The following is a 17,226-nucleotide window of genomic DNA, read 5'->3' as shown; positions in this document are numbered from 1 at the left end:
GGCCGACAGATCCCGTTGAGGACCTCGAGGTCAGTCAGTCGGTGGGTCAAACCCTGGCGGGAAGCGCTCACCTCCATCATCACTGTCAGTCGGTGGTGGGTCTGCGGGTGAAGGTGGCCTCGATCGTGACGCCGGGGGGCGCCTCCAGCAGGGTCCGCACCGGGTTGCCCTGGAGGTCGATCACGCTGACCCGCCTGCCGGTGTCCGCCGGCTGCCAGCAGTACAGGTGGTTCTCGTCGTACCAGCCGAGCACCCTGTCGCAGGCGGAGGTGATGGTGCCGGTCTGCTGACCGGTCTGCGCGTTCCAGACGCACTGCGTGTTCGGCGCGCCGCCGGGGCAGTCGGTGACGAAGGACGCTCCGGAGGGGGAGAAGAAGTCCATGGTGTCCGGCACCTTGCCGACTCCCTCGATGGTGCGTACCTGCTTGCCGTCGGTGTCGTAGAAGCGCAGGGACCGCTGGTCGCCGTCGCCGGCGACGGCGACCGTGCCGCCGGTGTTGCCCGCCCAGCCGTAGGGCGACCGGTTCACGGCGGCGTCGTCGTTGGCGACCACGTTGGCGGCGAGGTCCTTGACCGTGAGGATGACGAAGCCCTCGGTCGTACGGTTCGCGCCGGTTCCTCGCTGGATGGCCAGCAGGAGGCGGGCGCTGTCCTTGGACCAGCGGCCGATGGCGGCGGTCCTCGGCTGCTGCACGGTCCTGACCGTGCTCTGCTTGCCGGTCTCCCTGTCGACGATCGTCACCGTGTCGTAGCCGTAATCGCCGGCGGAAGCGCCGTGGACGGCGAGGTAGCGGCCGTTCGGCGACACCACCGCCTCCGATTGATCCTGATATTTCGTGAAATCGCCGGTTAGGGAGTCGCGGGCGTAGCCCACCTGCCCTGCCGATCCCGCGCTCTGGATCTCGTACGAGGTGAGCGCGAGGGGGTCGGCCGGGTCTTCGTAGAGCTTGGCCTCCCCGCCACCGGGGAGCGGGATGACGGTCCCGCCCTTCGCGGGCGCGGACGAGGCGCCGGTCTGCGGGCCGGCCTGATCGCCGCCCTGGCCGCGCAGCGCCACCCCGACGAGGGCGCTCACCAGCACGACCGCCAGCACGCCGCCCAGGACAAGGGCGAGTGTACGGCCACGTCGACTCGATCCCTCTTTGCCTGGTGGAGGCGGGATGGACGGCGGAGCGGGATGGGGGTGGCCGGGGCCGGTCGGCGGGTGATGTTGCGCGGCGGCCTGAGGGAATCGGCCCTGATGGCCGGGCTGGGTGTACTGGTTGGGTTGCGGGGGCAGCGTGTACTGGTTGGGCTGCGCGGGGTGGGTGTGCTGGTTGGGTTGTTCTGGCTGGGCGTACTGGTTGGGCTGGATGTCGGGGTGCGGGTTGGGGTGCGGGGCATGGACGGGCGGCGGCGCGCTGTGCCGGCTGGGCGCCACCGGCGTGGAGTCCACGACGGTTTCCGGGTAGGAGGGCCGGTCCACCACGGTCTCCGGGTAGGAGGGCCGGTCGACGACCGTCTCGGGGTAGGAGGGCCGGTCTGTGATGGTTTCGGGGGGCTTGGTGCCCGTGGGCGGCGATGGGGACTCGACCGGGGCCGCCACGGCGGCCGCCTCCTGGAGGAGGGCGGGGTCGCTGGCCGTGACCGGGCTCTGGATCAGGCGCAGGATCACCTGCTCGGCCGACGGACGCTGCTCCGGATCCTTGTTCAGGCAGGCGGCGACGAGTTCGCGCAGCGGCCCGTCCAGGGAGGACAGGTCCGGCTCCTTGCTGAGCACGCGGTGGATCACCGCGGGCAGGGTGTCGCTGCCGAACGGGGCCTGGGCGGTGGCGGCGAAGAGCGTCGTGGCGGCCCAGGAGAACATGTCGGCCGCCGAGCCCACCGTGTGACCGAGCAGTTGCTCCGGCGCCATGTACGCGGGCGTGCCGATGGGTGAGGAGCTGAGCGTCGAGGTGGCGTCCAGAGCCCTGGAGATGCCGAAGTCGATGACGCGCGGGCCGTCGGGGGCGAGGATCACGTTGGCGGGCTTGAAGTCGCGGTGCGCGATCCCGGCCTGGTGGATGGCCGCGAGTGCGGTCGCGGTGCCGATGGCCAGGCGTTGCAGACCGGGGCCCGTACGAGGTCCCGTCTGGGTCACCACGCTCTGCAGCGTCGCGCCCTCGATGAACTCGCTGACGATGTACGGCCGGTCGTCCTCCATCCCGCTGCCGAGGACCTGGGCGGTGCAGAAGGGCGCGACCCGCTTGGCGACGGCGGCCTCGCGGATGAACCGCTCGACCATGACCGCGTCCTCGGCGTACTGCGCGCGCAGCCATTTCACCGCCACCTGTCGCCCGGACCCGTCGGTGGCGAGGTAGACGACGCCCTGTCCGCCTTCGCCGAGTCGCCCGAGGAGCTCGTAGTCTCCCAGCTGGGACGGGTCTCCTGTTCTCAAAGCTGTGAAATGTGGCATCAGGGGGAAGCTCCACCTCTGGTTCGGAGATACGCGCGCATGTACGGGCCGGTGCTCGCCGACGTCATCCTGGGAGCGATCGCCTGGGAACCACTCTGGTGAAACCTGCCAGAGACTCCTCCGGCACGGCCGGGATCGGCGCATCCTGCTGGTAGAAGATGTCGATGTCGACCTCCTCGCCGCCGACGATCAACGTGTCCCACGCTCCGCTGCGCACCAGGGTGCGCACCGTCTCGCCGCTGAGCCTGCCCAGATGATCCCTGAGGGTCGCGTCATCGGGCATGCCGGGAATGCGTGGCGCCAGGCGGCTCCGTACCGAGCGCAACTGCTCCATGAGCGCGTCGATGGCCGCGTCCTTGCCCAGTTCCTGGCCGGTCTCGTCGATGCTCTGCGCGATCTTGTCCTTGATCGCATGGCTGACGCCGTGCTCGTCGGCGGCCACCATCGCGTTCCACGCGCGGCTCTTGTGCCGGTACTGCAGCATCGACATCGCCGCTTCGTGGCGGACGAAGTCGGCATCGCGCAACGGCTTGCCGCGCCAGGCGTTGCTGAGCGACCGCGCCAGCGAGATGGCGGACCCCAGACCGCTGTTGAGCCCGCGTCCCGGCCAGAAGTGGATCGCGTTGGCGGCGTCGCCGAGGAGGAATCCGTACGTGCCCGGGCTGGTCGACGTCGCGGGGAACAGCCGCGCGGTGAACCGCGGCCGCTGCACCATGTCCAGCCGGAACGCGGTGACGGCCCTGAGGTTCCCCTCGGCGACGCCGAAGAACGTCAGTCCTTCCCGGACGCGCCTCCACAGTGCGGAGCCCCTGATCAGGGCGGGCAGGAACAGCGTGCTGTGGGTCGAGCACTGGAAGTCGCCGTGCTCGTCGCGTGCCATCACACAGGGGCGTGAGGCGATGCAGTCCTCGAACACCTGCCGGACGGGGTCGATCCCGACGACCTCCTTGGCCTCGGCGTCGGTGAGGCGCATGTTGAGGAAGCCTTCGCCGCGCAGGGAGTTCAGCAGGAAGCGGTTCTGGGCGACGGTGAGCAGGACCGTCATCGGGTCCGACAGCTCCGACTTCACCCGCAGGCCCAGCACGACGTCCTGGATGTGCCGGCCGTCCAGCGAGTAGATGGACTTGTCGCCGTTGCCGAACTTGTCGGTGAAATGCTCCCGCGTGCGCGAACGCCCGCCCTCGCAGACGGCGAGCACATGGTCCCTGGCCGCGTTGCCGTCGTATTCGGCCGGATTGAACCGGGCGGGCACGAGCCGGATGCGGCCGGATTTCTCGTTCGCCAATTCGAGCAGTTTATCCTCGATATAGGCGATGCGAATGTTCCGCGGGCTGTAGCCGCGAATGGAATCGGGCCCTGCGGGCCACATCTCGGTGTACGACCCGGCGTCGAACAACCGATCCTGCACTTCTTTCGGGAGATTCAGGAATTGGCGGCTCTGAACCGTCACCACTTGCTGCCGGCGGACGTTTCCCTGGCTTTCGCTCTTCCAGACGACCCGCGTCCCGTCCTGGGTCCAGCGACCGTCGTACACGGTGATGGACACGCGCTCGCCCATGAGGTGCTCGAGTAACAAGGCGAAGCTCAGGCCGACGGGCCCGCCGCCGGAAACGGTGACGTTGAGCACTCTCGGATCAACCGGGGCGGCGGATGCCACCATGTCCTGGACGGCGGCCGGATCGAGGATCGTCTCCAGCGCGCCGGGCACCTCGAACGAGAACGTCTCGTCGCCGATCGTGATCAGGTCGCCTGGCTGGAGGACATGTGAGGTCACGCGCTTCCCGTTGACCAGCGTGCCGTTGCGGCTGCCCCGGTCGTGCAACACGTAGCCGCCGGCCTCGGGCACCACCTCCGCGTGGAAGCGTGAGGCCCTTCCGCTGTCGATGACCACACTGTTACTGTCCATACGGCCGAACGTCACCGGCGTGTCACCCATCGGAAATTGCTCTCCGGCGAGCGGGCCCTCGCGCCCGACGATCGAAGGTGCCATGGGTCACTCCTTTTCACAGGTCAGAGCCTTGCCAGTGCCCATGACCGGCCAACATCGCTGATCCCGGACGCTCGGCCATAAGTATGTCAGCGTATTCACGATGCTCATGCCCGACTACGTACAAATCCACGCATATGCGACACGCCACCTGAATGGTCGCATGTCCCCACGCGAATAGTGCACCACAAGGCCGCGGCGGATGGACGTGACGAATGCGTGGCTCTGTGGTCAGGCCAGGACCGCCAGGCGTGGAGCCCGGTCGATCCGGGATCAGTGGCCGACGCTCTGGTAGTGGTCGAGCTGGCGTCGCCAGATGAGATAGGCGAGCCAGACCAGGACCACGCCCAGCAGTGGGGCGGCCGAGGCCCACGGATCGTCGAGTCTGCCCAGGACGACGCTCGCGGGCACGTAGGCCACGAAGGCCACCGGCAGGACGAAGGTGAGCAGCCATTCGACCGTGCCGCCGAAGATCTTCATCGGGTACGAGCCGAACTTGCTGAAGATGTCGTCGACGAAGACCCGCAGGGCGAAGGTGTCGATCATACGCAGCGACAGCGAGCAGAAGGCGAGGAAGAACGCGGCCTCGATGAGGGCGCCGCCGATGATCGCCAGGAAGCAGAAGGCGATCAGCCAGGCGTGCCACTCGACCTGTGCGCTCCGGCTCGCGACGGCGAGCAGCGTCACGCCCACGACCAGGTCGCCCAGCTGGGCGATGCCCATCCTGTTGCCCATGAGCTGGACGAGGGGGTTGAGCGGGCGGAGCAGGAAGCGGTCGAACTCCCCGTTGCGCACCACCCATTGGATGTCGTTCACGCTCATCAGGGGGATCATCGCCAGGGCGTGGGCCGTCAGGCGCAGGCCGTACAGGAAGGCGATCTCCGCCAGTCCCCAGCCCGCCAGGGAGGGGAAGGTGTGCATCACCACCCAGACGAAGGCGAACCCGGTGCCCTGCCAGAGCGCGCCGCTGAGGATGCCGATCACGGTGTTCAGGCGGTACTGCATGGCGCCCCGGGCGGAGGCGCGCTGGAGCAGGACGTACAGGCGTAACGCGCGGAGGACCTCAGCCACCCTGGATCACCACCCGTCGCCGGGCCCGGGACCAGGTCAGCACGAGCAGCCCCCACAACCCCGCGATCCAGGCGAGCTCCACCGCGACCGGCCCCGAGACATCGGGGATGTGGCCGATGTAGACGGCCGCGGGCACGTAGCCCAGATACTTGAACGGCAGGATCTCGGCCACCGTGCCCAGCAGGCCGGGGAAGAAGGCGAGCGGCACCATCGTCCCGGCGAAGAACTGGCTGACGAGCCGGTAGAGCAGGGAGACGGCCCCGGTCTCCATCGTCCAGAAGCCGATCAGGCTGATCAGCAGCGCCAGCTGCACGGCGATCACGTATCCGAGGACCAGCGTGATCACATAGCCCACGCCGTTGACCGGCACGGTGATCGAGCCGACCAGCAGGACCACCGGGATGACCGGGGCGAGCAACAGCAGCCCGCCCCAGGTGTTCCCGACCTGGAAGGCGGCCATCTGCCTCAGGTAACCGACCGGCCGGGCCAGGTCGAAGAAGACCATGCCGGTACGGATGCGGTGGTGGATGGTGCGCGAGACGACGGTCTGGGTGGCGAAGGACTGCAGGTTGGCCAAGGTGAGACAGGCCAGCAGCGCCTCCAGCGTGAGCCCTGCGGCGGCGGTGCGCGATCCGTACACCGAGGTCCAGATCATGCGCAGCAGGAACACCTGGGCGACCAGGGTCACGCAGGTCATGATGATGTCGCTGCGGTAGGCCAGCGCGAGGCGGAAGCCGATCCGCGTCATCGGGCGTAGATCCCTTTGATCACGCTCTCCAGGCCCGGTTCCTCGATCGACAGGTCGCGGATGGCGTGTTCGGCGGCGATCGAGGAGATCAGACGCGGCAGATCGTCGTGGATCTCGAAGACGTAGCGCCCTTCGGCGTCCCGCGAGACGCCACGTACCTCGTCCGGTTCGGACCGCAGCAGGACCACCAGCCGCCGGGGCTGGTTCACCAGCGCGTCGATCGCGCCGTCGAAGAGTACGCTGCCGTGGTCGATGAGGATGATCCGCTTGCACAGCGCCTCGACGTCGGCCAGGTCGTGCGTCGTCAGGATGACGGTGGTGCGCCCGACCCGGTTGGTCTCCGTGATGAACTCACGCACCACCTCCTTGGCCAGCACGTCCAGCCCGACGGTCGGCTCGTCGAGATAGAGGAGCGGCGGCTCGTACAGCACGGCGGCGGCCAGGTCGCCGCGCATGCGCTGGCCCAGGCTCAGCTGGCGCACCGGGGTATCGAGGAACTCGTCCAGGCCGAGCAGGTCACGCAGCTTCTTCAGCGACGCCCGGAAGCGCGGAGCGGGCACGTCATAGAGCGAGCCCACCAGCCGTAACGACTCGATCAGCGGGAGGTCCCACCACAGCTGGCTGCGCTGGCCGAAGACCACGCCGACGTTGCGTGCGTTGGCCGAGCGGTCGCGCCAGGGCACCAGGCCGTTGACCTGCACGGTGCCGCTCGTCGGGGTGAGGATGCCGGTCAGGATCTTGATGGTGGTGGACTTGCCGGCGCCGTTCGGCCCGAGGTAGCCCACGACCTCGCCCTCGTCGATCGCGAAGCTGACGTCGTCGACGGCGGTCTTCTCCACGTACTGGCGCGTGACCAGCGTGCGCAACGTCCCGAAGGCGCCCGGGAAGGTGCGCGGCCGACGGAACACCTTGGTCAATCCCTCGACCCGGATCATGCAGAAAGTTTTTCCGCATGGGGCAGGCTTCGCAAGTTCTTTTCAGCGCCGTCCGGGTCGGCGGCAGCGGCTCAGGACATGCCGCGGATGACGCACGCCCGGCACGGGGGCTGGCCGCACGTGCACTGCATGATCGCGTCGAGCACGTCATGGGTGTGATAGAGGCACTGGTCCATGCACGTATGGCGGGGCACGAAGCCTGCCTGGATCTCGTCGGGCCACGGCTCGTGTCCCTCGCGGCAGCGGACGAACCGGTCGGGGTCCGACGCGTGCAGCCCCTGCATGCGCTCGCGGGCCTGGCTCTCCAGCGTCCGCGTCTCCTGCACCATGGTCTTGAGCTGCTCGGCGATGGCGGAGTACTGCTCGTCCCCGGTTCGGACCTGTGCGGCCCGCAGCGCCATCACCGCATTGGTCAGGAATCGGTTGGCGTCCTGGAGGTCCGTGGTGTGGTGCATTTGCATGCCGGTCACGCCCCGGACCCACACGGCGTCGTTCTGCATCGATCAACCTTTCGGAACGTTTCAACCTTTCGAACGTTTAACGTGAGTTTTACCAGCCGTTCGTTGCTGATCGATGCAATATGCTGACGTATTCCGTGATATTTTGCCGAGATATTAACCATTTCGTGAACGGCGGGCCCGGTTCGGGCCCGCCGTCGCGATGGTCAACTCGTCACGGCACACCGGCCGCGGTCCTGCTTGACGGGTCCTTCCATGTTCGGGCGTACGTCGAAGTCGAAGATCGCGGTGGGCAGGTAGAGCGAGCAGCAGGCGTTGGGAATGTCGACGATCCCGCTGACCCGCCCTTCGATGGGCGCCGAGCCGAGGAGCAGGTAGGCCTGTTCGCCGCTGTAACCCCACCTCTTGAGATACTCCACGGCGTTGAGGCAGGCCCTGCGGTAGGCCACCGTCGCGTCGAGGTAGTAGTTCGTGTCGGTGTCGTGGTCCACCGAGATCCCGATGAACGAGAGAAACTCGGAGTACCTCGGCTCCACGTTCCCCGGCATGAAGAGCGGGTTGGTGGTGACGCCGTACTTCTCCATGCCACCCTTGATGAGGTCGACGTGGAAGTCGATGTAGCCGCCCATCTCGATGGCGCCGCAGAAGGTGATCTCCCCGTCGCCCTGGCTGAAGTGCAGGTCACCTCCGGAGAGCTTGGCGCCAGGGACGTGGACCGGGTAGAAGACCCGGGCGCCACGGGTGAAGTTCTTGATGTCGTGGTTGCCGCCGTTCTCCCGCGCGGGCACGGTGCGTGCGCCCTCGGCGGCGATCCGCTCCGCCACGTCGCCGGTCGCGGTGCCGGCGAGCGTGTGCTCGGGCATCGGCGGCAGGCCGAGCGGTGGTACGCGTTGCGGGTCGGTGTCGATGAGCGCCTGCTCCCGGCGGTTCCAGGAGCTGAGCAGTTCGGCCGACGGCGCGGTGCCGAAGAGGCCGGGGTGGGTGATTCCGGTGTACCGGACTCCCGGCAGGTGACGGGATGTCGCGACCTGACCGTGGAAATCCCAGATCGCCTTGTAGGAATCGGGGAAGTAGTCGGTCAGGAATCCGCCGCCGTTCCGTTTGGCGAAGATGCCGGTGTAGCCCCAGCCCTGTCCGGGTGCGTCCCCCGTCTGCTGCGGAACCGCGCCCAGGTCGAGGATGTCGACGATGAGGAGGTCTCCGGGCTCGGCCCCTTCGACCCCGATGGGCCCGCTCAGCATGTGCGCGAAGCTGAGATCGACATCGCGTACGTCGTTCGCGGAATCGTTGTTGCCGATCTGGGCGTCCGTCCACTCACGGCATTCGACCCGGAACTCATCTCCGGGCCGGACCATCTCCGCCACGGGAACATCCGGGTGCCAGCGGTTGTGACCTGGCGTCGCCTGGTCCTTCATCGGCTTCGACTGGTCGACGGTGAATACTACTTTCGGCATGATAGCCGCCCTTCCTTTGTCGTTGACTCCCTTCACGGTCGGCGTTTCGCCTCACCTCTTTCCGGGCTCCGTCACGTCCTGCGGAAGCGATGCATCCTGGTGGGCTCCGCGGGCGCTTCCGGTGTTTCACCGGCCGGCTCCGCATGTCTCGTCAGCGGCCACAGCACGGCGAAAACCACCAGGCCGAACACGGCGAGAATGATCGCGAGCAGGCCGGTGTCCCGCCAGGCTCCGGTGAGGATCATGAAGGCCGGGATGGCCGCCGTGACCCAGCCCTGGATCGCCGTGACCCAGCCGGTGTACCTGGTGATCCGCGTGCGTTTCAGGCCGAGCAGGACGAAGAAGAGCGCCCACAGGAAGGACCAGTAAAGCCAGATGACCCCGAAGGCCGGGTCGCCGAGGAGCTGGAAGTTGGCGTACGAATAACCGAGCGCCATGATGGCCACGAAGAGCGAGAAATAGCCGACCCCGGTGGAGTCGAAGCCGCCGAGCAGATTGATCCCCACGTACAGATACGTGAATCCGAAGAGATAGATCCCCGACGCGCCCAGGATCGTGGCCGTGTCGGCGGGGTTGAAGACGATCAGCAGGGTCGGCGTGATCACCTGCAGAGCTCCGACGAAGAGGTTGAAGATCCCGGTTGCGCGGGGGTCGACCTTTCCCAGGAGCATCAGGCCGTTGAGGAAGAGCACTGCGCCCACGTACAGGAGTCCTACCGCTCCCATCGACACACACCTCCTCGCGCCCAGGACGGGCGCGAACGCCGTATGCGACGTTCTTGATGTCTGCTAGGGCCGGGGCAGGCGCGAGAGTGCCGGATGCTGCGGCGTTCGCCACCGCCGCTCAGCGGGCACGCGCGTGACCACCTCGGGTGTTTCCCGGCTCTGTTCCTCTCGGGTGAACGCGGCGGACGTCGCCGGGGAGAGCCGGGCCAGGCTTGGCGCGGTGAAGACGCGACGAGCAGCGGAGCGGCATCCCGGGCAGTCGGTGACCGCCTCAGCGGTCCCTATCGGCAGGCGCACCTCGAAGGGCCCGCAGTCCGGACAGCGGTACGCATACGTCGCCATGGCATCCCCGTGAAGATCCGAATTCACTGATATGAGCCATATCTTCAGCGAACATCTGGATTTGTCGCCATGTCAAGGCGTGTGTCAGGGGCGGGTGGGACGGGGAAAGGCCCGTCGAACACGCAGCATGCGGGCCCAGAACTGATCCTTACGCACAAAGACGTAGCCATATTTTAGGATGCAGCATGCGATTTCCGGACACCGGCTGCAAGTTGCCGGAGGCGCAGGGTAAGAAGCCGAAATGCGGTGGCGTGGCCGAATGGAGATCATCCAGGTGCGGACCAACCTCGGCCTGGTGCCCGGCGTCGAGCGACTCGGCGGCGCCCTGCTCGACGAGGGGCTGGCCGAGGCTCTCGACGCGAGCGTCGGGCCGGTGGTGGAGGCTCCCGCGTATTCGGGGGAGCGCACCCATCCGAGCCGGCTGCTCAATGCCGAGGCCATCGCCCAGGTCGCGCTGCGCCAGGCGGCAACCGTAGGGGACGTGCTCGACGCGGGCCGCTTCCCCGTCGTGCTCGGCGGGGACGACAGCGTCATCTTCGGCAGCCTGCTGGCCCTGCGCCGCAGAGGCGCTCATGGCCTGGTGTTCCTCGACGCGCACACCGACTTCTACCCGCCCGAGGACTCCCCGACCGGTGAGGCCTCCGACTCCGAGCTGTACCTCGCCTTCGGTCACGGCGCCGACCTGATCGCGGACCTGGCCGGCGCGAAGCCGTTGATCGTCGACCGCGCCGCGGCGCTGATCGGCCACCGCGACCCCGGCGAGGAGCGGGACACCGGCGCCGCCATGAGCGCCACCGACGCGCTGGTCATCCCCCTCGGGGAGATCCGCGACACAGGCGCGGAGGCCACAGCCAGGCGGGCGCTCGCCCACCTGGACGGCGCGGGCGTCGAACGCTTCCTCCTGCACATCGACGCCGACGTCCTCGACGACGCCCTCATGCCGGCGGTCGACTACCGCCTGCCCGGCGGGCTCGGCAGGCGGGAGTTCGCCCTGCTGACGGGGACGTTGCTGGCCGACGATCGGGTCGCCGCCCTCGACGTCACGATCTACAACCCCGCACTCGACCCCGGCGGCGCAGCGGGCCGCAACCTCGTCGGCTGCCTGCTCGACGCGTTCGCCCACGCGGCAGCCCGTACCTGCTGAGCCGCGGCCGCCATCGCCGGCCCCTGGAGGTGGCGCGCCGGGACGAGGATGATGTGCTGCTGTACGAGGTGCGCCGGGCCGTCCTTGCCGGTGCCGCGGGCGGACGGTTGCTGGAGGAGCGCTGTGATGAAGAACGATCCCAGGAGGCCGCGCGCGCGGAGCGACGGTCCCGCACCGGCGGCTTCGGCTCCGCTGATCCGGAACAAGCGCCAGCGGGCCGCCTCCATGCCGCCCCGGGAGTCGCCGCCCCGGGAGCCGCCGCCCCTGGAGTCACCGCCGCGGGAGTCGCCACCCTTGAGTTCGCCTCTCCTGGACGGGGACAGATTGGCCGGGTTGATCGTCGAAGGACTGGAGCGCAGCGCTGACTTCGATCTCGCGATTCTCGTGGACGAGCTGAACGCCCAGTACCCGATCGAGGACGAGACAGAGTGGATCATGGCCGAGGTGATCCTGGGGTGGCTGCAGGGGCCGGTGCGGGACGCCGGCCGGATGCTGAGGCTGCAGCCCCTGCACAAGCGGGCGATCCTGGACGCTCTGGCCGCCGTCGTCGTCGCTCCCAGCACCGCCGCGGCCTTCTCGGAGCAGATGGACGACCTGCTGCACGAAGCGCAGCGGAAGCAGGCCGCCGCAGCGCGGTCCATCCGCGAACGCGACGCGCGCGAACTGGCCGGCCTGCCGCTCAGCGTCAAGTGCGGCCTGCTGCGCGACCTCGTCAGTGGCCACGACAGGGCCATCGCCGACGAGGCTCTCATCCTGCTCTACCCGCTCCTCGACCTCGACCCGGACTTCGCCGCGGCCGATGCCGTGAGGCGTCGCCAGGCGGGCGAGACGCTGCACGTCCAACTGCGGAGCGAGGTCCGCCACTGGGCTCGCTGCGACGACAGCGCGCGGCTCGCGTTGCTGAATCGAGCCCTGTCCATCCACTGCTCGGTGCTGGGGATGGCCGGTCGGGAGCCGACGCTCGTGCTCGTCTACCTGGAGGACGAGCACCTCGACGGCGAGTGGCTCGACTCGTGCGGCAATTTCGACCCGGTGACGGGAGTCATCACGTTGAACCCGCGCTCGTCCCTGTGGAACGACATCGACCAGATCTTCAACACGGTGATCCATGAGAACACGCACAACTACCAGATGTGGCTGGCCGCCCAGCTCACTCCCGAGCAGATGATCGACCCACGCCACCTGCAAGCCACGCTCTTCGCGCTCAACAGGTACGGATATCTGAAACCGTCCGCAGGCGAACACGTATACAAGCGTCAGCCCGTCGAACGGCACGCGTTCCTCGCGGGGGACGAGGTCATGGGGCTGTGGCTGGAGGAGGCGCGCGAAGAGGGCGAGGCCATGCTGGCCATGCTGGCGAAGACTCAGCAGCAGGCTGCGGCGGCGTACCATACGCGCCTGTCCGCAGCCCTTGAGGCGGGTTCGGTCAGCAAGATCTTCATCGCGATCGACAGCGCCCAGACGTTCCTGGACTGGCTACCCGGGGAGGCGGCCGTCAAGCAGCTCCAAGCTCTGGAGCACCACCCCGGACGCACGGTCATCCTCGAAGCGCACCGCCTGGTGCTGCTGGCGGAGCTCGGTGAGCTCCGCCGCTACTCCAACCCGGGCTCGCTCAAGACCGCGATCGCCCGGCTGCAAGATGAGTACGACACGACACGGCCGGGCCCGCCCCCTCGATGAGCGTCATCACTTCGCATCTCCTGGCCCAAGTCCTTTCACTGAGCCCGTACCCGTGGAGAGCCCGGCACTAAGAAAGCCTCTATGGGATCGAGAGCGTCGAGGTGGCTGCGGGCCGACCCCTGGCGGGCGCTGCTGATGCTGGTGGCCGCCTGCTACGGGATCGCCCAGCTGATCGCGGTGGGCCCCGGCATGGGGCTGGGCTGGGACGAAACGGTCTACGTCAGCCAGGTGGATCCACGGGTGCCCGCCGCCGAGTTCATCGCGCCCCGGGCCCGCGGGATCACCCTGATCGTCGCGCCGGTGACACTGGTGACGTCCTCGACGGAGGTCCTGCGGGTCTACCTGTGCCTACTGTCGGCCCTGGCGCTGTACGGGTCGTTCGGGACCTGGCTGCGGCTGCGTCCGGGGGCCGTGGTGCCGGTGGCCGCGCTGCTGTTCGGGTCGCTGTGGCTGGCGCTGTTCTACGGCAACGAGGTCATGCCGAACCTGTGGGTCGCCTTCGGCGCGGTGGCCGCCGTGGGGTTCTTCCTGCGCTGCGTGCGGCCGGGCGGCGGTCGCGGCTGCGTGGCGGGGCTGGCGGTGTGCGTGGCGGCGGTGGCGCTGCTGCGGCCTCCCGACAGCGTCTGGCTCGTCCTCCCGCTGGCCCTCGCGCTGGCCAGGCCGCGCTGGTGGCGGCCCCGGGTGGCGCTCGCGCTGGTCGCCGGCCTGGTGGTCGGCTGGGCGGACTGGATCATCGAGGCGTACGTCCGCTTCGGCGGCCTGCTCGCCCGCTGGCACGCCGCCGAGGCGGCCAACGAGACCGGCCTGCACTTCTCCCTGTACGACCACGCCCAGGCGCTGAACGGCCCGCTCCTCTGCCGGCCTCCCGGCGGCTGCGGTCCCGCCGAGCCGTCGTGGGTGCTGTGGTGGAGCGCGATCCCGGCCCTCGTCCTGCTCGGCCTGTACGCGGCCCGCCGGGCTGAATCGCTGCTCCCGGCCGTCGTCGCCGTGTCGCTGGCCGCGCCGTACCTCTTCCTGGTCGGGTACGCCGCGCCCCGCTTCCTGCTGCCCACGTACGCCCTGCTGACCTTCCCGATCGCGTACGGCGCGGTCGGGCTGCTGGAGCGCGCGCGGGGGAGAGCACCGAAATGGGCCGTCGCCTTCCTGGTCACGGCCGGTTTCCTCGCCCACCTCACCCTGCAGGGCGGCACCTTGGACGAGGTCGTCACCCCCCGGCTCGCCAAGCGGGAGGGCGACGCGCGGGCCGCCCGCGCGCTGGAAGGGCTGGGCGTCCGTCCGCCGTGCCTGGTGTACGGCGAGCAGGCGGTGAAGATCGCTTACCGGATGGGCTGCGCGGGGCACACCGTACTGACCTGGCCGGAGCAGAGCGACGTGCCTGCGGCGGTACGCGACGCCGAGGCCGCGGGGAAACAGGTGATCGCCGTGGACCGGGGCCGCCCGGTTCCCGCGCCGTTTCTCCTGACCTGGGACAGGCGGCACCTGCAGAACGTCCAGCCGGGACGGTGGTTCGCCTACACCCCGCGCTGACGGACGCCGGCGACGTCGCTATGCGCGCAGGACGGTGACCTGGCGGCCGGACGGTGTGGTCGCCTGCTCGAAACTTCCGCGTTCCTTCCAGGGCGGGGCCTCGGGGCGCCGGTCGAAGACCACCAGCACGCCGGTGGTGAGGCTGAGTCGGTCCAGATACCCGTCGAGCTGGACGAGACCGTCGGGCAGCGGGTCTTCCCGGCCGGTCCGCCATACCTTCAGCTCCATCGCCTCCCGCTGCATCAGCCGCTCGCCGTCCGGGCCGGTGTAGGGCCAGCGGACCAGCACGTCCAGGCGCTTGGTGCCCGCGGCGTACTCCCGGTCGAGCCGGCCGCCGCCGTTGACCAGCCGGTGCAGGAAGGCCATGAGGATGATCTGGCAGGCGGCCTCGTGGTAGCCCTCCTGCCGGATGAGCACCTCGCCGTGCTCACGCCAGAACACGACGAACTCCTTCAGCAGCCGCTCCAGGTCGAAACGGCCGTCGGGCAGCACGAAGCTGCGCGGATCGGCCTTCACGAATCGCTCCGTGCGATCTCCCAGGACCCGTAGCAAGACCTCTCGGTAAATCGGGTTGGCGATCTCCAGTTCTCTGGTCCCCCGGATAAGGCCTAGATCGTGAACGTAGGAGACGTCATCGTCGAAGGATGTGTCCGTCTCTGGCCACGTTCCCGCCATGATCGGTTCGATCACCCGTTCCACCCGGGGTTCGTGCAGCCGCGCCACGAGGGCGTCGAGATGGGTGGCGCGCGCCCGGATCAACCGCTCCTTGGCGTCCTCCACCTGCCCGGCGGTGATGGCGCCGGTCACCCCCATCTGGAAGGTGATCTCATGGGCGAGGGCGTTGACCAGCCACGGTTGTCCCTGCGTCAGTTCGAACGCCCGGTCCACCGCGTCCTTGGTGAACTCCTGGCCGGTCGCCTGCGTGTGCTGGCCGTACAGCTCGCCGATCTGATCGGCGGTGAAATCGCCGAGGCGCAGCGACTCGGAGACGATGTTGAACGGGCTGGTGGGATTGCACCGGCCCGGATCGGCGCCTACGGCGACCTTGTAGTCGCGGACGTCCCGCAGTCCGCACAGAATCACGGACGTGGGGAACGGGTGCCCGTCGGGCCGGGCGTTGTGGCCGTCTCTGAGCTGGCAGAGGAAGCTGACCAGGCTGTCGCCCTGCAGGGCGTCGATCTCGTCGAAGAACAGCACCACCCGGCGCGGGCTGCGACGGCACCACTCGCTCAGCGCGACGTCGATGCGGCTGCCCGGTGTGGCCTCTGGCCAGGGATCCGGGGGCAGCAGTTCTTCCGGCCAGCCCGATCGCTCGGCGGCCGCACGGATCGAGTCCAGCAGCATCGACTCTCCCCAGCCGACGTCGTCGCGGGCCACCTTGGCTCGTTCGCAGGAGAACGCCAGGGCCGCGACGGCCCCCTCGGCCGTCAACTCGGACGCCAGGGTGCGCAGACCTGTCGTCTTGCCGGTCTGCCGGGGCGCGTGGACCACGAAGTATCGGTCCATGTCGATCAGTGCTCGTGCCTTGGGCAGCCGCGGTGTGGGAGGCAGCATGTAGTGGCGTTGAGGGTCGCACGGACCGGTGGTGTTGAAGAACCTCGCTCGGGGTGGGCGCATGGTCACATACTGTCATCGAGCCACCGTGTCAGGCGTCTACCTTGTCCAGATAAAACCTGCTGAAGATGAAGCGGCCCTCGTGGGCGCGCAGGATGGCCACGCCGCAGGCCAGATGCTCGTCTCCGTCCCGGGTCTTGCCGCTGAGCTCCCACTCGCTCCACACCTGGCCACCGTCCACCACCGACTGCAGGACGGTCGCCGTCATGTCCGGGACATGCGCGAACAGGCCGGCCCAGTTGGCCCGCACCCGATCCTGCCCGACGAAGCTCTGCTGCGGGTGGTGCGGCAACTCGGAACGGTAGTCTTCGGCGAAGCAGCCGACCAGCGCCTCCAGGTCGTGCTCGTTGATGGCTCTTTCCGTCCGGGCCAGGATCTCGGTAGCGTGCACGCTTTTCTCCCCGTGGTCATGGTTGACGTGACGATCGCCAACCATGCCGGCCCACCGCCGAGCGGTCGTGGCCCGACTTGTACCCCTTACGGGGTCGGCACGGTGATGTCGCGGAAGGTGAGCAGGTCCCAGTCGGCGGTGATCTCGCCCGCCACCGGATGATCGATGGTCACCTGGTCATCGTGATACCGGGGCGTCGATCCGCTCTCCCAGAGCTCGCCGAAGGTCTCGCTCACCCGCCTGAGATCATCGACCAGCGCCGCCACCTGCTCGTCCGCCGGGTAGCGCAGCATGGCCGCACGCAGATCGGCCACCAGCGTCGATGCGAACCTCGCCCGCCGCTCGGGCGTTCGCCGTGTCGGCCCCGGAACCTCGGTGAAGGCACGCCATGCCACGTTGCGGTCCCACCGGTGTCCTGTCGACGGTCCGCGCGACCGCGCACAGGTACTCGTAGTCCGCGCGATCCAGCCCCAGCGCGCGGGACAGGCAGTTCACCACCCCGGCGGACGGGTGACCGCGCCCCTTGCTCAAGACGCTTGATGTAGTCGACCGACACCCCGGCGAGCTCCGCCAGCTCCTCGCGGCGCAGCCCCCTGGCCCGCCGCCGTCCCCCTCCGTCGAGACCGGCCGCGACAGGGTCCGCCCGCTGGCGCCACGCCCGCAGCAAGGCCGCCACAGAACCATGTTCCGGCATGGAAGCCATTCTGTTCCACCTG

15 protein-coding genes and 1 pseudogene are annotated in these 17,226 nt (G+C 68.6%); 3 read left to right on the top strand and 13 right to left on the bottom strand.

Annotation, left to right across the window (positions count from 1 at the left end):
- Positions 1–85: 85 nt before the first annotated feature.
- The 9 genes from ACIBQX_RS31125 to ACIBQX_RS31085 all read right to left on the bottom strand — a co-directional run bounded on the left by ACIBQX_RS31125 (position 86) and on the right by ACIBQX_RS31085 (position 10,154).
- Positions 86–2,416 (bottom strand): protein kinase, encoded by a 2,331-nt coding sequence (locus tag ACIBQX_RS31125; RefSeq protein ID WP_397010712.1) that lies wholly within the window; start codon positions 2,414–2,416, stop codon positions 86–88.
- Positions 2,417–2,498: 82 nt separating this feature from the next.
- Entirely contained in the window at positions 2,499–4,424 is a 1,926-nt protein-coding gene (locus ACIBQX_RS31120; protein WP_397010710.1) for an FHA domain-containing protein, read from the bottom strand.
- 270 nt (positions 4,425–4,694) lie between these two features.
- Positions 4,695–5,492: an ABC transporter permease gene (locus tag ACIBQX_RS31115; protein ID WP_397010708.1), complete on the bottom strand. Its 798-nt coding sequence runs from the start codon at positions 5,490–5,492 to the stop codon at positions 4,695–4,697.
- Positions 5,485–6,240, bottom strand: coding sequence for an ABC transporter permease (locus ACIBQX_RS31110; protein ID WP_397010706.1), 756 nt, complete (start codon positions 6,238–6,240; stop codon positions 5,485–5,487). The genes ACIBQX_RS31115 and ACIBQX_RS31110 overlap by 8 nt, the downstream gene beginning before the upstream one ends.
- Positions 6,237–7,175: an ATP-binding cassette domain-containing protein gene (locus ACIBQX_RS31105; RefSeq protein ID WP_397010704.1), complete on the bottom strand. Its 939-nt coding sequence runs from the start codon at positions 7,173–7,175 to the stop codon at positions 6,237–6,239. Before ACIBQX_RS31105 ends, ACIBQX_RS31110 begins: the two co-directional genes overlap by 4 nt.
- Positions 7,176–7,246: 71 nt before the next feature.
- On the bottom strand, positions 7,247–7,675 hold the full coding sequence (locus tag ACIBQX_RS31100) for a hypothetical protein (RefSeq protein WP_397010702.1): 429 nt from the start codon (positions 7,673–7,675) through the stop codon (positions 7,247–7,249).
- A 164-nt stretch (positions 7,676–7,839) separates the two neighbouring features.
- Positions 7,840–9,087 carry a formamidase gene (gene fmdA, locus ACIBQX_RS31095; RefSeq protein ID WP_397010700.1) on the bottom strand — a complete coding sequence of 416 codons (1,248 nt, stop codon included), beginning with the start codon at positions 9,085–9,087 and terminating at the stop codon, positions 7,840–7,842.
- A 71-nt stretch (positions 9,088–9,158) separates the two neighbouring features.
- Complete coding sequence (locus ACIBQX_RS31090; protein ID WP_397010698.1) at positions 9,159–9,812, bottom strand: AmiS/UreI family transporter; 654 nt, start codon at positions 9,810–9,812, stop codon at positions 9,159–9,161.
- A 63-nt stretch (positions 9,813–9,875) separates the two neighbouring features.
- Positions 9,876–10,154 carry an FmdB family zinc ribbon protein gene (locus ACIBQX_RS31085; protein WP_397010696.1) on the bottom strand — a complete coding sequence of 93 codons (279 nt, stop codon included), beginning with the start codon at positions 10,152–10,154 and terminating at the stop codon, positions 9,876–9,878.
- 259 nt (positions 10,155–10,413) lie between these two features.
- On the opposite strand from ACIBQX_RS31085, the gene ACIBQX_RS31080 reads away from it, so the two are divergent.
- From ACIBQX_RS31080 to ACIBQX_RS31070, 3 genes are all read left to right on the top strand, one after another.
- The gene (locus ACIBQX_RS31080) at positions 10,414–11,298 is read left to right on the top strand and encodes an arginase family protein (protein WP_397010694.1); all 885 of its coding nucleotides are present in this window, start codon (positions 10,414–10,416) and stop codon (positions 11,296–11,298) included.
- 294 nt (positions 11,299–11,592) lie between these two features.
- Positions 11,593–12,978: a hypothetical protein gene (locus tag ACIBQX_RS31075; RefSeq protein WP_397010692.1), complete on the top strand. Its 1,386-nt coding sequence runs from the start codon at positions 11,593–11,595 to the stop codon at positions 12,976–12,978.
- Between the two features lie 81 nt (positions 12,979–13,059).
- On the top strand, positions 13,060–14,505 hold the full coding sequence (locus tag ACIBQX_RS31070) for a hypothetical protein (RefSeq protein ID WP_397010690.1): 1,446 nt from the start codon (positions 13,060–13,062) through the stop codon (positions 14,503–14,505).
- An 18-nt stretch (positions 14,506–14,523) separates the two neighbouring features.
- Here ACIBQX_RS31070 and ACIBQX_RS31065 read toward each other — a convergent pair whose 3' ends face one another.
- The 4 genes and pseudogenes from ACIBQX_RS31065 to ACIBQX_RS31050 form a co-directional block, all read right to left on the bottom strand.
- On the bottom strand, positions 14,524–16,122 hold the full coding sequence (locus tag ACIBQX_RS31065) for a hypothetical protein (RefSeq protein ID WP_397010688.1): 1,599 nt from the start codon (positions 16,120–16,122) through the stop codon (positions 14,524–14,526).
- A gap of 28 nt (positions 16,123–16,150) precedes the next feature.
- Positions 16,151–16,510 carry a nuclear transport factor 2 family protein gene (locus ACIBQX_RS31060; RefSeq protein WP_397010686.1) on the bottom strand — a complete coding sequence of 120 codons (360 nt, stop codon included), beginning with the start codon at positions 16,508–16,510 and terminating at the stop codon, positions 16,151–16,153.
- Between the two features lie 86 nt (positions 16,511–16,596).
- Entirely contained in the window at positions 16,597–16,974 is a 378-nt protein-coding gene (locus ACIBQX_RS31055; protein WP_397010744.1) for a hypothetical protein, read from the bottom strand.
- Between the two features lie 50 nt (positions 16,975–17,024).
- Positions 17,025–17,204, bottom strand: a pseudogene (locus tag ACIBQX_RS31050) (helix-turn-helix domain-containing protein); the annotation flags it as partial.
- Between the last annotated feature and the right edge of the window lie 22 nt (positions 17,205–17,226).

The organism is Nonomuraea sp. NPDC049714 (assembly GCF_044465295.1).
Classification (GTDB): domain Bacteria; phylum Actinomycetota; class Actinomycetes; order Streptosporangiales; family Streptosporangiaceae; genus Nonomuraea.
This window is presented reverse-complemented; position numbering and strand designations above follow the sequence as displayed.

Excerpts from the sequence above, each read along its gene's own strand:
- ACIBQX_RS31085 (WP_397010696.1), bottom strand. The coding sequence starts at position 10,154 with ATGGCGACGTATGCGTACCGCTGTCCGGACTGCGGGCCCTTCGAGGTG.
- ACIBQX_RS31105 (WP_397010704.1), bottom strand. The coding sequence starts at position 7,175 with ATGATCCGGGTCGAGGGATTGACCAAGGTGTTCCGTCGGCCGCGCACC.
- ACIBQX_RS31110 (WP_397010706.1), bottom strand. The coding sequence starts at position 6,240 with ATGACGCGGATCGGCTTCCGCCTCGCGCTGGCCTACCGCAGCGACATC.
- ACIBQX_RS31080 (WP_397010694.1), top strand. The coding sequence starts at position 10,414 with ATGGAGATCATCCAGGTGCGGACCAACCTCGGCCTGGTGCCCGGCGTC.
- ACIBQX_RS31065 (WP_397010688.1), bottom strand. The coding sequence starts at position 16,122 with ATGCGCCCACCCCGAGCGAGGTTCTTCAACACCACCGGTCCGTGCGAC.
- ACIBQX_RS31070 (WP_397010690.1), top strand. The coding sequence starts at position 13,060 with ATGGGATCGAGAGCGTCGAGGTGGCTGCGGGCCGACCCCTGGCGGGCG.
- ACIBQX_RS31090 (WP_397010698.1), bottom strand. The coding sequence starts at position 9,812 with ATGGGAGCGGTAGGACTCCTGTACGTGGGCGCAGTGCTCTTCCTCAAC.
- ACIBQX_RS31120 (WP_397010710.1), bottom strand. The coding sequence starts at position 4,424 with ATGGCACCTTCGATCGTCGGGCGCGAGGGCCCGCTCGCCGGAGAGCAA.
- fmdA (WP_397010700.1), bottom strand. The coding sequence starts at position 9,087 with ATGCCGAAAGTAGTATTCACCGTCGACCAGTCGAAGCCGATGAAGGAC.
- ACIBQX_RS31100 (WP_397010702.1), bottom strand. The coding sequence starts at position 7,675 with ATGCAGAACGACGCCGTGTGGGTCCGGGGCGTGACCGGCATGCAAATG.